This window comes from Apibacter sp., assembly GCF_025291155.1.
Classification (GTDB): domain Bacteria; phylum Bacteroidota; class Bacteroidia; order Flavobacteriales; family Weeksellaceae; genus Apibacter.
In genome coordinates this window covers 1-13476 of the sequence record NZ_JAMBJZ010000060.1, presented here as the reverse complement: position 1 = coordinate 13476, position 13476 = coordinate 1, and the positions used below count along the sequence as shown (strand labels likewise).

Sequence of the window (13476 nt, the reverse complement as noted above, 5' to 3'; positions counted from 1 at the left end):
TAGTCAATTCTTTCTTTATTGTTAGAATGCTTACTAAAGAAGAATTTGGATCAGTTTCGTTAGCCTTATCTATTTTGTCTTTTCTTATGCCATTTATAAATATGGGAAGCCAAAATGGATTGCTTAGATTCGGATCCCTGGTTTCAACTTCAAACGAAAAAGATATATTAAGTAATTATAATTTTAAAACAGGTAATGCCTTAAATACTATTACTATAATTATATTTCTTATTATTTGCCTATTTTTTTCTACTAAATACAATTATTTAGTGACAATTTCATTAATTCTAAGCTTTCGTTTAGTTAGCCTTTCTTTTTTTTACCAAATAAGAATTGATTATCAGATTAGAAATAATAATTATGCCTATGCAATAACAGATATGTTATTTAATGTTTTCACGCTAATAGTTTCATTATTTCTTAGCTTTTTTTTTGGAATGTATGGATATGTAATTTCCCTATCGATGTCCTTTATCTTTTTTTCTTTTAAGGTTAAGAAACACTTTAAAGCTAAACCTTATAAAAAGTTTCCTGTTTCAAAAAAAGAATTTTGGAATTATTCTTTTGGAAGCTCAATTGCGAATTTTTTACACGGTTCCATTTCATCTTTGGATACTTTCATGGTGGGTTATTTTCTTTCGGCCACAAGCATAGCGGAATACAGAATTTCGTCTATCATACCTTTAAATCTTTTCTTTTTAGCTCAGATGTTTGTAGTAACAGATTATCCAAAATTTGTAAAAAACCATACTAATAAAAAATATTTTCAAACCTATTTGAAGAATTATTTTATTATTTTTTTATTTATAGGATTCTTACTTATCATCGTGTTTTCTTTATTTGGAGACTATATAATTAAATTATTGTTTGGAAACAATTATTATGCAACTTCAGCATTTTATGTATTGATATTGATATCTGTATTTTGTTTACTGATTTTAATTCCATTTGGAAATATTACCGCTGCACTAGGCCTGCTAAAAAAGAATATTTTTGCTTCCGTGGGTGCCATGTTAATACAAATTGTGATCGGAGTACTCTTGATTCCTCACTACGGTATTCTAGGAGCGGCTTTGTCTACCGGATTTGCCTATTTATTTTCCGGTTTTTATAATATGTTTGCTGTATATAAATATTTCAAAAAAAATTAATTTACTAAGTTATTCCATAAATTATCATTTTCCGGGATAGGAGCTTCCAAGATTATTTTTTCCTTTTTTACAGGATGTATAAATTCAATTTTTCTTGCCAATAGATGAATGCTTCCATCAAGATTTGACCGATCTGCACCATATTTTAAATCTCCTTTTATAGGACATTTTATTGCACTTAATTGTGCACGAATTTGGTGATGCCTACCGGTTTCCAGATCAATTTGTAATAACATATAGTTATCTGATTTTTTTACAATCGTATAGGTCAAGATAGCTTCTTTAGCATGGTCAGTAAAATGATTGTAGACGATAGCTTTATTATTCTTTTCATTTTTTTTTAAATAATGAATCAGTCTTTGTGTTTCAGGAATTTCATTTTTTTTAACTACTGCCCAATAAGTTTTCTTTATTTCTCTTTTCTTTAGCATTTCTGTTAATCGAGAAAGTGCTTTACTGGTTTTCGCAAATATTACAATACCGGAAGTTGGACGATCGATGCGATGCACTAATCCGGCAAATACATTTCCAGGCTTGGAATATTTATTTTTAATATAAGATTTAACCTCATCCAAGAGAGATATATCTCCGGTTTTATCTCCCTGAACGATTTGACCTGCTTTTTTATTGATAATTAAAAGATGATTATCTTCAAAAAGTATTTGATTTTCATTAAGCATGATCCATGAAATTAATCTAATTCAATTATTTATAAATCATTAACACCCTCTAAAAATTGGCTAGATAACGAAATTTTTTAAAAGCTTTCGTCCTTATTAGGAAATTCCTGACTTTTTACATCTTTTATATACTGCGAAACAACCTCTACAATTTGTTCGTGAAGGTTTATATATTTTCTGGCAAATTTAGGTTTGAAATTTTTATTTAATCCTAGTATATCGTGAATGACTAAAACTTGGCCATCTGTAAGATTTCCCGCTCCAATTCCTATGGTAGCTATTTGTAATTCTTTAGTAACTTTTTCGGCTAATAGAGCAGGGATTTTTTCCAATGTAACTGAAAAACATCCGATATCTTCTAACAACTTCGCATCGGCTATCAACTTATCGGCCTCCTCATTTTCTTTTGCCCTTAGTTTGAAAGAACCGAAGTGGTGAATGGACTGTGGAGTTAATCCTAAATGTCCCATTACTGGAATACCTGCTTTAACAATAGCTTCAATAGAATCTTTAATTTCAATTCCACCTTCCATTTTTATCGCTGCTGCACCGGTTTCTTTCATAATTCGAACTGCTGAACGATAGGCTTGCATAGGGTCGGATTGATATGTGCCAAAGGGTAAATCTACAATTAACATAGCTCTTTTAATTCCTCTAGACACGCATTGCGCATGGTATATCATTTGATCTAAGGTAATGGGCAATGTTGTTTCGTAACCCGCCATAACGTTAGCTGCCGAATCTCCAACCAAAATTGCATCCAATCCTGCTTCATCGGCTAGTTTGGCTATGGTATAATCATACGCGGTTAACATGGATATTTTTTCTCCCGTAGCTTTCATTTTTTTGAAAGAAGAGGTAGTTACCTTTTTTATTTCCGAATGTATTGACATTTCTATGAGTTTTTAATAAATTAAGATTATTATAATAAGTAAATGATTATTTTATAAGTACAATGGATGTAGAATTAAAATTTAAATATAAAAATCAAGACGAGTGAAAATAATTTTTATATAAATTTTATTATAAGCTAAATAAGATATTATTATTGTAAGAATAGTAAAAAATGTTGAAATTTAAGCCTTTTGATAGAAAATAAAATAAAGTAATAATAGTGAACCGATTATAATTCGGTACCAACCCCAAATTCTAAAGCCGTATTTTTTTATAACTTCTACAAAGAATTTAATAGCAAAAATAGCAACTACAAAAGCAACAAGGTTCCCTAAGATAAAAAGCCACATTTGATGACTGTTAGATGCTAACAGCTCGTAACCTTTCATACTAATACCATTTTCATCCCAAGTTTTTAATGTCAACGAATATACAGTTACAGCTAGCATAGTAGGAACAGCTAGGAAAAAAGAAAATTCAGCAGCAACTTCTCTGCTTAGTTTTTGTTGCATTCCTCCAATGATGGAAGCGGCAGAACGACTCGTTCCGGGCATCATGGCGAGACATTGCCAAAAGCCGATAATTATCGCTTGTTTTATAGAAATATCTTCTTCTTTAAGTATAGTAGGATTTTTAAAAAACCGATCAATAAATAAAAGTACGATCCCGCCTAATACGAGCACAATAGCAATCGGTATAGGTTTTTCCAACACAGCGTCTATTTTTTCATTGAATAATTTTCCTAAAATTAAAGCCGGAATAACGGCTCCCATTAATTTTAAATAAAAATTAAATCTTTTAAAATCAAAGAATTTTTTCCAATATAATACAACCACTGCTAAAATCGCTCCCAACTGAATGCAGTATTCAAACATTTTTACAAAGTTATCTTCCTGAATACCTAAAATAGAACTTGTAAAAATCATATGAGCAGTTGAAGAAACAGGTAAATATTCTGTTAGACCTTCAACAATAGCAATTATAATTGCCTCTAACGTGTTCATTATTTAATTTTTTTAGGATTGGAATAAGTCATGATTGAATAAATTTCGACGATAAAACCTAAAACAATGCATATGGGAGCAAGTCGAATTCTTCTAAAGCTAAAAATTTCTTCGTTCCAATTATTCTTATCAAATACACCATCAACTGTGTTCGCGTCAGGTCCGGTCATTAAAATAAGACCTAAGGCTATTAATCCTAACCCAATTAACATGAATATATAATTTCTTTTTCCAAATAAAAAAGGTTTTTCGGATTTAGAATAATTATTTTTTATTGAATTATCTTTCATCAAAAATTTATTTTTTGGCAATTTAAGAATTAAGAATAATATAAATCATCAATTTTAAGTTTTAAATATCTCCAGGTAGCGAACCAAGTACTTGTAGTAGTGATTAAAATACCTATACATATAATAAATAATGACAAGAAAATATGATTTGTATAATCTACAATTGGAGGAAGTATATTGTAACGAATAAGCATATAATTTACAATAAACAAAAGTATCAAGGCTATAACAGAACCTATAGCACCTAAGATGAAGGCTTGCAGTAGAAATGGTTTCATAATGAAGAAACGTTTGGCGCCCACCAATTGCATGGTTTTTATGATGAATCTTTTTGCGTAAATTTTCAGACGTATGGAATTATTGATAAGTGAAACTGCTATTAATAAGATAATTCCGGCAAGTATGGAAATGCCTAAAGTGATTTTACGCACTCCTTTATTCATTTGAGTTAATAAATTACTATCGGATTTTACCTCATCGACCAACACATTTTTTTGTATTTGATTTCTTATGGTTTCAATATGTATAGAATCTGTATATTCCGGTTTTAGAGCTATAGTAATAGAGGCCGGAAATATGTCTTCTTCAAAAAGTGATTGAGAATCAACTCCTAAATCTTTTTTCGCAGTATAGGTTGCTTGTTCCTTAGATATGTATTTAGCTTTTTTAACGTAAGGATTAACTTTTATACTATCAAGGTAATTGAGTTGCGCTTTTTCGTTTTTAATTAAGTTATCTTTATTTCTATCATTCTTAAAAAATACCTCAATCACCATTTGTTCTTTCAAATAATCAATATAAGAATTGGCATTAATTACAATCATGCCAATGATTCCAATTAAAAATAAGACTAAAGAAATGCTGATGACTACAGTAATATTAGAAGAACGTAACCTTCCCTTATTTAGCTTGTCTGTTTTATTGGCCATATTTTTAAAATATTCGCTAAAATATAAAAACTTCATTTATTTTAGTGTAATTTTGGATATAAATTATTGTTAAAATAAAGATACAATTGAAAGTTAAACCTAAAAAGCATTTAGGGCAACATTTTCTGAATGATCAGAATATCGCTTCGAAAATAGTAGATTCGCTATCCTATCAGCCGTATGATTTAATATTGGAAGTAGGACCGGGAATGGGAGTACTTACCCAATTTTTGCTACAAAAAAAGTGTAAAGTATTTGTTGCTGAAATAGACAAAGAATCAATAGAATATTTACAAATACATTATCCTCAGCTGGGAAAAAATATAGTAGGAGATTTTCTGAGGTTGGATTTGCAAAATTTTTTTTCGGAAAATCTTGCGGTCATTGGTAATTTTCCTTACAATATTTCATCTCAAATTGTTTTTAAAATACTGGATAATAGATGTATAATTCCTGAAATGGTCGGTATGTTCCAAAAAGAAGTGGCTGAAAGAATTGCTGCTCAAAAGGGAAATAAAATATATGGTATCTTATCAGTGCTTACTCAAGCTTATTATAAAGTAGAATATTTGTTCACTGTTCATGAAAATGTATTCACTCCGCCACCTAAAGTAAAATCAGCGGTTATAAGATTAGAACGATATCGTGATCACATTGATGGGGTAGAGGATGGGTTTTTATTTAAATTAGTTAAAGCAGGGTTTAATCAAAGAAGAAAAACATTAAGAAATGCATTGAAAGTTTTAGGGATTCCCCAACATATCGAATCGCATGAATTTTTAAATCTTCGTGCAGAGCAATTATCCGTTGAAGATTTTATAATGTTAGCTCAATTGTGGAACTCATAATTTTCTCTAAATTTGAATATAAAAAATGTAAGTCTATGAAACTAAAAATTGATTATGTACTAGTAGTGTCAGTAATTATGTTAACATTCACCTCTTGTGAATTTAAACAGAAGGAAAATTCAATGGGAGGTGAAACATTATCTCATGTGGAAGTGGATAACGAACTTGATCCTGTATGTAATATGCATACAAAAGATAATGTAAGAGATACGCTAACCTATCAAAAAAAATTATATGGATTTTGTAGCTCTAATTGTAAAGAAGAATTTCAAAAAAATCCCAATAAATATTTATCCCAAAATCAATAAATTATTCCTTATAATTTAATTTATAGAGATTAATACGGGTTGTTATTTAGAATATTATATTGCAAAAAGAAAATTGCAACTTTAAAAATCAAATAACCATTGTTAGTTTTACCTATATCTTCTTGATTTTAGTTAGTAAAGGTATTTTATAATATTTTTAATATTGTTAAACTTCATCTTTCCAATCCTGCAAATTTTTCAAATATTATAAATAAACATAAATATAATGGATAAATGCTTTTTTGCGATATGATTTTTATATAGAAATCAGTAATTTATTTTATTGCAATGATTGTAAGGTATTTTTTAAAATAAAGAAATATTATAAATTTAACTATACCAAAAAAATATAATAATATCGTAATTATAATTAATTTATAGTTGTTTACTTAATGTCTTATTCAAGCTTTACGGCAAAACTTCATTTATAATGATGGTAAAAGTGAAGATTTATTATAAATTTACAACCTTTAATTTCTAAATACTATGAACGATTTTATTGCGGCCCGATCGCAGATGGCAGTCTCGCTAGGATTCCATATTATATTTTCATGTGTAGGAATGGTAATGCCTTTTTTTATGGCAATTTCACATTATAAATATTTAAGAACCGGAGACGAATTATATAAAGGTTTGACCAAAGCTTGGAGTAAAGGAATTGCAATTTTATTTGCTACCGGAGCTGTATCAGGTACAATGCTTTCTTTTGAATTAGGATTATTATGGCCTGAATTCATGAAACATGCTGGACCTATTTTCGGGATGCCTTTTTCTTTAGAAGGAACTGCCTTTTTTGTGGAAGCAATAGCCATTGGGTTTTTTCTTTATGGTTGGAATAAATTTAATCCGTGGTTTCATTGGTTAACAGGATTGTTAATCGGAATAAGTGGAATAACATCTGGAATATTGGTTTTGGCTGCTAATGCTTGGATGAACAGTCCTGCGGGATTTGATTATATCAACGGTAATTATATCAATATTGACCCCGTAAAAGCTATGTTCAATGATGCCTGGTTTTCACAAGCATTACATATGATTATAGCAGCTTTTGTGGCTACAGGGTTTGCTGTGGCTGGTTTACATGCATTAATGATCCTAAAGAAAAAAAATGTTGAATTTCATAAAAAGGCATTTAAAATTGCTGCTACTTGTGCCTGTATTGCTGCCTTGCTACAACCTATAAGTGGGGATATTTCAGCAAAAGACGTGAATAAAAGACAGCCTGAAAAGCTAGCTGCTATGGAAGCTCATTTCGATACGGAAGCTCCCGCTTCATTTGTATTGGGGGGGATTGTTAATGAAAAAGAAGAACGAGTTGATTATGCTATAAAAATTCCCGGATTATTAAGTTTTCTGGCTTATGGTAATTTAAAAGATCCGGTTAAAGGTATTACTGATTTTCCGAAGGAAGACAGACCACCTGTTGCCATTACCCATTATTCGTTTCAAATCATGATTATATTAGGTGTAGCCCTGATGATATTGGCTATTATCTATGGTTTGGCTAGATTAAAAAATAAAACTTGGCTTACAAAAAAATGGTTTTATAAACTTTTTGTTATAGCCACACCTCTTGGTTATATCGCATTAGAAGCCGGATGGACGGTAACAGAAGTAGGACGTCAGCCTTGGATTATTTATAAAATAATGAGAACCGCTGATGCTGTTACTCCAATGCCCGGTATTGTATATTCGTTTTATTTATTCACAGCCATTTTTATATCCTTGTCAGCAATTGTAATTTTCCTCTTATACAGGCAAATGAAAATGGTTCCTGCATTATATGATTCAACTGATAAAAATTATAAATCTAATAAGAAATAGAGTATGTTTTATTTATATGTAGTTATTTTTTTCCTGTGGACAGCCATAGCTTTGTATTTATTATTAGGGGGAGCAGATTTTGGGGTTGGAATTTTAGAGCTATTCAGTAAGCAGAAAAATGAAAAAAGAATTGAAAAAATCATGTACAAAGAAATGGGTCCTGTATGGGAAGCTAATCATATGTGGCTTGTTATTGTAATCGTGATTCTTTTTGTTGCTTTTCCTGATATATATGCAGTATTCTCCACCTATTTACATATACCTTTATTACTGATGCTTATGGGGATAATTGCCAGAGGAACTGCTTTTTCCTTTCGTAATTATGATGCTATTAAAGATGATTGGCAATACGTTTATAATAAGATATTCAGATATTCCAGTGTAATTACTCCATTTTTTTTGGGAATGATCGCAGCTGCCACAGTATCGGGAACTATAGATATGGGAGCTACGGATTTTATGACAGCTTATATATGGAGTTGGCTCACCCCGTTCGGATGTGCACTAGGAATTTTTACTTGTAGTATTTGTGGATATTTGGCGGCTTCATATTCTTTATCTCAGGTAAAAAATATTGATGATCTAACTTATTTAACAACTAAGGTTAAGATATTTTTGTTTGCAATAGTAATAACCGGTGGAATAGTGTTTCTAAGTGCTTATACTACCGGAGTACCCCTACTTGAATGGATATTTGGTGAAGTAATCGGTTGGATCGCCGTAAGTTTAGCAACTATTTCTATTTTTGGAACTTTATATGCTCTACAATTAAAAAAACATTCTTGGATTAGGCTATTAGCTGGATTTCAGGTTCTAACTATATTATTTTCAGTAACTTATCAGCATTATCCTAATTTGGTTATTTTAAAGCACGGCTGCTTATCCTTGACAGAAGATCAATGCATACATAAAACAATTGCAATGTTAGCATGGGCCCTTATGTTAGGAAGTATATTTATTCTTCCGGGCGTATTTCATTTAATCTATTCCTTTCAGAAAAAAAATAATACAGAAACTAAATAATTTAGAAAATTTCATAATAAAAAGGATTTAACTAATTTTGTTAAATCCTTTTTTGTATTTAACCTAATGGGATCAAGCTATACTATATACAATGCTTCTGCGGGTGCCGGAAAAACCTATACATTGGTTAAAAATTTTCTTAATATTTTACTGCAAAATGACTCTGTTGAATCAGTACGTTCAATTTTGGCAGTAACATTTACCAATAAAGCAGCCAATGAAATGAAAACCCGTATTCTTTCTTGGCTAAAGGATTTTTCGGATCAAAATCAATATAAAATTAACCCAATTTTACAGCAAATATCGCAAGAATTGGGTGTAGATATTTTTACATTGCATCAACGAGCTTGCAAGTCATTATCTTACCTTTTGCATCATTACTCTTTATTTTCAATTAGCACCATTGATAAATTTAATTTACGATTGATGAAAGCTTTTACTAAAGAGTTAGGATTGTCTTATTCTTTTGCGGTTGAATTAGATGCTTCGGATTACCTTAAGCAGTCCATAGATGAATTGGTAGATGAATTGGGTACGGATAATCCTTTTGCAGAAGTTATTTTAAATTATATATTTTGGAAATTTGAGAATGAATCTTCGACAGATATTAGAAAAGAACTGCTTTCTTCCTCACAAAATTTTATGAAAGAGAGAAATCTTGAGAAGATAAATTCCCTAACTGCAAGAGAATTTGAAGATTTTAAAAAATTAAATCAAATACTCATTAAGCGAGTTCAGGAAAATAATATAATAATTCAGGATACTGCTTCTTCAGTTATAAAATTGTTGCAATCTAATGGGTTGGAAGTAAGCGATTTTTATCAGGGAGCAAGGGGGATGGCGGGTCTTTTTTATAAAGTTTTAGATACTGATAAATTATTGAGTATTAATTTTTCGTCAACCTATTATAAAGCTTTTTGTGAAGAAGAAAAGTATGCAAAATCAAAATCAACAAAAGAGGCAACCATTAGGATCTTGGCCCCGCAAATGATAGATGCGTTTTATAAAATAAAACAGGCGGTAACTAGAATTAAAATAGATGATTCGGTTCGTAAGAATTTAATTACCATAGAGTTACAGTCTGAGATAAATCGTTTTTTAACTAGGAGGAAAACGGAAGATGATGTACTTTTCCTTTCGGATGTAAATCCTATTATCGGGATGCATTTAAAAGAAGAGCCCGTTGCGTTTATTTATGAAAAGCTTGGGGGAAGATATAACCATTATTTTATAGATGAATTTCAGGATACTTCACAATTGCAGTGGAATAATATGGTACCCTTGTTAGAAAATGCTAAAGTTTCCGAGGGAAATTCAATTACTCTGGTAGGAGATCCTAAACAGGCTATTTATAGATTCCGTTCCGGAAACCCGGAAATTTTAATTGATTTAGTTACGAATGCAGAAGATAAAGGAATACAGGTAGAAACTTTACAAAATAATTTTAGAAGTTTGCCCAATGTCGTTGATTTCAATAATAAATTTTATAATTATTTAGCTTCTCATATGGTACATAATCCTGAATACAGTTCTTTATTCGGAGCTAATGCACAACAGATTTCTAAATTAAAAGAAGGGGGCAGGGTACAGGTTTCTTTTATAGCACCGCAAGAAGAAAATCTGTTAGAAGAAAGAATTGTTGAAATAATTGAAGAGTCATTGCTCAATGGATTTTCATTTAAAGATATAGCTATTTTAATAAGGAATAAAAAGCATAGTATTGCCATTGTTGAAAAGATTGCAGCCAAAGGTTATCCTATATTGACTGAAGAGGCGTTATCGGTTACTTCTTCTTCTGAAGTACAAGCTATTATTTATGCTTTGAAATGGATTTCCAATCCAGAAGAAAAAGAATACCTTGTAAGAATGTTAAACTTGCTCTGGACCTTAGGTAGAATAGAATTTAATGATTTTACGGAAGAAATAATTAAGATAAAAGAGTTGTCTTTTGAGGATACTTTACTCTGGTTTCATGAAACTTTAAACATTTCTTTACCTTACCAACAAGTTCATACACTTAGCTTTTATGATTTTGCCGAAGAATTTATTAGCTCGCTGGGTTTTGGTGAAAAGGAAGATCTTTATATTTCTGCATTATTAGATTTGATAATTCAGCTGGAGAAAAATGGAGTGATAAGTTTACAGGATTTTTTGGAAAATTGGGAATTAAAAAGTTCGGGGCTTTCGATACGATTTCCTTATAATAGAAATGCTATCCAAATTATGACCATTCATAAATCCAAAGGATTAGAATTTCCAATAGTAATTTATCCTATGATCAATAGTAATTCCAATAAAGAAGAATATTGGTTTCCTCTGGAAGAAGATCTATACAATGGTTTTGATAAGTTTTATACTTCAACTAAATCAGGATTAGATGACACCAATGAAAATATAAAAGAAGTAGTAACTACTCGTGAATTTGAAAATAAAATAGACGAGCTTTGTATACAATATGTTGCTACTACCCGGGCTTCGCAACAATTATTTTTATTGGAAGAGAAAAAAGATAAAGTGAGCAGCCCTATTAATGAGTTCTTAAATCATCAAGGGTTGTCAACGGAAGGCATTGTTGAGATATATCCTTCCGCAGAATATAAAAAAAAGAAAGAAAAAAGTACAAGTCAGATTATTGAGGAAGAGGAAATTCGATGGACTTCCGAAAGGTGGTATTCAAAAATAAAGATCAGTACTGAGGCTCATAAATTTTATAGCGAGGAAAACGAAGAAATACAATATGGAAATAGTATACATGCGATCTTAGCGGAGATAAACACAGTGGATGATTTGCCAAATGTATTAAAAAAACAGGTTTTGTCAGGTATGATCCTTTCGGGACAAGAAAAAGAAATTGGAGAAATGGTGAAAAAGGTCATTACCTCTCCTCAACTTAAAAAATATTTTTCTAAAAAAGTTATTTCCTATCAAGAACGTGAAATTATATTTGAAGGAAAGATTTATCGCCCGGATCGAATCGTTGAAAATGAAGGATCCTTAATCATCATTGACTTTAAAACCGGAAAAAAATTGCCTCAACATAGAAAACAAATTGAATTATACGAACAGGCTTTTCTTGCTCTAGGTAAAAAAATTGAAAGTAAAATGTTAGTTTATATTAACGATCAAAGTATTGAATTAATAACAATTTGATAATAAATGTAATTTATTTGTGTTTATGATAAAATTTAGTTGATACTATTTAATTCTATTTATCTTTTAATTTTTTTATTAAAAAAATTATGAGTTTAATTATATACAGAGATAGTTAAATTTATAAATACCTATATAATTCATATACTCCTTCTAAATATAGTTTATACAAACGAGGTTGGGTTTCACCGAAACTATGTATATATATTTATCTTTTTCAATGTAATAATATAAACTTAAATTACTTTTTTCTATTTCGTAATAATCATAAAATTCTTTACCGACTTCTTTTACAATACCAGATTTTAGATCTTCTTTAAATTCTCTAGTTTCAGTTCCATGAAGAATATGCAAATCTTTTTTATGAAATTGGAATTTTCTATACTAATTTTTTCTTTTAAGTTTTTGTCTCGATAAGTTGAATGCTTAGAAAAACAAACAAATCAACTTCTAAAAGTTAGCTTTTTGTGCATTCAAAAAATAATTTAAATTAATATTTATATTATACTATCTATCTTCTTTTCTAATTTGCTCATTTTTTCCAATATAGGGTTTTCATAATCACTAAAAACATCTAAATAAGCTCTTACAGAGCCCTTAATTACATTAGTGTGTAATCTATCATTCAAAATTAATTCTTTTAATTTATTATACTTATTTACGATAAAATTTAGTTTCATTTTATCTATACTATTTAAAGATTTAATTATAAAATCAATATCTTTTATAAGCTGCTCTTTCATTATTTTTGATAATTTATTTTATTGTGATGGTAAAGGATTTACTTTTACTATCCAATCTGAAGGCCAATTTTGAGGCATTAAATATTGATCAGCTCCACCTTCTAAAATAGTGCCTGATATAGTTGTCTGAGGAGCTACCTTTCCTATATTTAGTATTGTTCCTTTCGGTACCTTTATAATTGTTTCAAATTCTTTAGAATTTTTCCATTCAGGTAACAAAGCTGCATCTATTTTAGCGTTAATAAGATTACATGCAGGTACAGTGGTAACAAAAGCACCAGTTGAAGAAGCTTTTCCTCCAAAAACTCTATAAACAATAATATCTTCTTGTGTCATAACAGTTTTGTAGTTACCTCCTTCAAATGATTCAACAATCCAATCAGGTAAAGCTTGTTTATTTATTTCTTTAAATTTACCCCCACACTTATTTAACCCAAACGGGTCAACCCATGAATTACTATCATGCGTATACGCATACAAATTTGGGTTATTTCCAGCAAGTCCTATAGGATCTTTGCTTATATAAGTTCCTGAATTACTATCGTAATATCGGAAACGGTTGTGGTCTAACCTTGTGCATCCTTTTTCTTCGCGCGAGGTTTTACTTTTAGCTTCAACTCTGTTCCAGTTGA

14 protein-coding genes are annotated in these 13476 nt (G+C 30.2%); 6 read left to right on the top strand and 8 right to left on the bottom strand.

Annotated features, from left to right (window positions below; all coding sequences use genetic code 11):
* The coding region (locus M3Z80_RS06750) for an oligosaccharide flippase family protein (RefSeq protein WP_293918758.1) at window positions 1–1151 on the top strand (1151 nt) is incomplete at its 5' end.
* Here the strand turns inward: M3Z80_RS06750 and M3Z80_RS06745 are convergent.
* The 5 genes from M3Z80_RS06745 to M3Z80_RS06725 form a co-directional block, all read right to left on the bottom strand.
* Window positions 1148–1831, bottom strand: a complete 684-nt coding sequence (locus tag M3Z80_RS06745) for an RluA family pseudouridine synthase (RefSeq protein WP_293918756.1) — start codon at window positions 1829–1831, stop codon at window positions 1148–1150. The genes M3Z80_RS06750 and M3Z80_RS06745 overlap by 4 nt on opposite strands.
* Window positions 1832–1908: 77 nt before the next feature.
* On the bottom strand, window positions 1909–2724 hold the full coding sequence (gene panB / locus M3Z80_RS06740; RefSeq protein ID WP_293918754.1) for a 3-methyl-2-oxobutanoate hydroxymethyltransferase: 816 nt from the start codon (window positions 2722–2724) through the stop codon (window positions 1909–1911).
* A 183-nt stretch (window positions 2725–2907) separates the two neighbouring features.
* Window positions 2908–3729, bottom strand: coding sequence for an undecaprenyl-diphosphate phosphatase (locus tag M3Z80_RS06735; RefSeq protein WP_293918753.1), 822 nt, complete (start codon window positions 3727–3729; stop codon window positions 2908–2910).
* A complete protein-coding gene (locus M3Z80_RS06730) occupies window positions 3729–4019 on the bottom strand; it encodes a DUF3098 domain-containing protein (RefSeq protein WP_293918751.1) in 291 nt (96 codons plus the stop codon). The genes M3Z80_RS06735 and M3Z80_RS06730 overlap by 1 nt, the downstream gene beginning before the upstream one ends.
* 29 nt (window positions 4020–4048) lie before the next feature.
* Window positions 4049–4984: a cell division protein FtsX gene (locus tag M3Z80_RS06725; RefSeq protein ID WP_293918749.1), complete on the bottom strand. Its 936-nt coding sequence runs from the start codon at window positions 4982–4984 to the stop codon at window positions 4049–4051.
* 50 nt (window positions 4985–5034) lie between these two features.
* On the opposite strand from M3Z80_RS06725, the gene rsmA reads away from it, so the two are divergent.
* The 5 genes from rsmA to M3Z80_RS06700 all read left to right on the top strand — a co-directional run bounded on the left by rsmA (window position 5035) and on the right by M3Z80_RS06700 (window position 12101).
* The gene (rsmA, locus tag M3Z80_RS06720; protein ID WP_293918747.1) at window positions 5035–5796 is read left to right on the top strand and encodes a 16S rRNA (adenine(1518)-N(6)/adenine(1519)-N(6))-dimethyltransferase RsmA; all 762 of its coding nucleotides are present in this window, start codon (window positions 5035–5037) and stop codon (window positions 5794–5796) included.
* A gap of 35 nt (window positions 5797–5831) precedes the next feature.
* The gene (locus tag M3Z80_RS06715) at window positions 5832–6104 is read left to right on the top strand and encodes a YHS domain-containing protein (RefSeq protein ID WP_293918745.1); all 273 of its coding nucleotides are present in this window, start codon (window positions 5832–5834) and stop codon (window positions 6102–6104) included.
* A 486-nt stretch (window positions 6105–6590) separates the two neighbouring features.
* On the top strand, window positions 6591–7928 hold the full coding sequence (locus M3Z80_RS06710; protein ID WP_293918743.1) for a cytochrome ubiquinol oxidase subunit I: 1338 nt from the start codon (window positions 6591–6593) through the stop codon (window positions 7926–7928).
* A gap of 3 nt (window positions 7929–7931) precedes the next feature.
* Window positions 7932–8951, top strand: a complete 1020-nt coding sequence (locus M3Z80_RS06705) for a cytochrome d ubiquinol oxidase subunit II (protein ID WP_293918741.1) — start codon at window positions 7932–7934, stop codon at window positions 8949–8951.
* Window positions 8952–9017: 66 nt separating this feature from the next.
* Window positions 9018–12101 (top strand): UvrD-helicase domain-containing protein, encoded by a 3084-nt coding sequence (locus M3Z80_RS06700; RefSeq protein WP_293918739.1) that lies wholly within the window; start codon window positions 9018–9020, stop codon window positions 12099–12101.
* Between the two features lie 153 nt (window positions 12102–12254).
* Here the strand turns inward: M3Z80_RS06700 and M3Z80_RS06695 are convergent, their stop codons facing one another.
* From M3Z80_RS06695 to M3Z80_RS06685, 3 genes are all read right to left on the bottom strand, one after another.
* On the bottom strand, window positions 12255–12455 hold the full coding sequence (locus M3Z80_RS06695; RefSeq protein ID WP_293918737.1) for a hypothetical protein: 201 nt from the start codon (window positions 12453–12455) through the stop codon (window positions 12255–12257).
* 143 nt (window positions 12456–12598) lie between these two features.
* Window positions 12599–12844: a hypothetical protein gene (locus tag M3Z80_RS06690; RefSeq protein WP_293918736.1), complete on the bottom strand. Its 246-nt coding sequence runs from the start codon at window positions 12842–12844 to the stop codon at window positions 12599–12601.
* 18 nt (window positions 12845–12862) lie between these two features.
* Window positions 12863–13476 (bottom strand): RHS repeat-associated core domain-containing protein (locus M3Z80_RS06685; RefSeq protein ID WP_293918734.1); only part of this gene is annotated, 614 nt, incomplete at its 5' end.

Excerpts from the sequence above, each read along its gene's own strand:
- M3Z80_RS06745 (WP_293918756.1), bottom strand. The coding sequence starts at position 1,831 with ATGCTTAATGAAAATCAAATACTTTTTGAAGATAATCATCTTTTAATT.
- panB (WP_293918754.1), bottom strand. The coding sequence starts at position 2,724 with ATGTCAATACATTCGGAAATAAAAAAGGTAACTACCTCTTCTTTCAAA.
- M3Z80_RS06735 (WP_293918753.1), bottom strand. The coding sequence starts at position 3,729 with ATGAACACGTTAGAGGCAATTATAATTGCTATTGTTGAAGGTCTAACA.
- M3Z80_RS06730 (WP_293918751.1), bottom strand. The coding sequence starts at position 4,019 with ATGAAAGATAATTCAATAAAAAATAATTATTCTAAATCCGAAAAACCT.
- M3Z80_RS06725 (WP_293918749.1), bottom strand. The coding sequence starts at position 4,984 with ATGAAGTTTTTATATTTTAGCGAATATTTTAAAAATATGGCCAATAAA.
- M3Z80_RS06715 (WP_293918745.1), top strand. The coding sequence starts at position 5,832 with ATGAAACTAAAAATTGATTATGTACTAGTAGTGTCAGTAATTATGTTA.
- M3Z80_RS06710 (WP_293918743.1), top strand. The coding sequence starts at position 6,591 with ATGAACGATTTTATTGCGGCCCGATCGCAGATGGCAGTCTCGCTAGGA.
- M3Z80_RS06705 (WP_293918741.1), top strand. The coding sequence starts at position 7,932 with ATGTTTTATTTATATGTAGTTATTTTTTTCCTGTGGACAGCCATAGCT.
- M3Z80_RS06700 (WP_293918739.1), top strand. The coding sequence starts at position 9,018 with ATGGGATCAAGCTATACTATATACAATGCTTCTGCGGGTGCCGGAAAA.
- M3Z80_RS06690 (WP_293918736.1), bottom strand. The coding sequence starts at position 12,844 with ATGAAAGAGCAGCTTATAAAAGATATTGATTTTATAATTAAATCTTTA.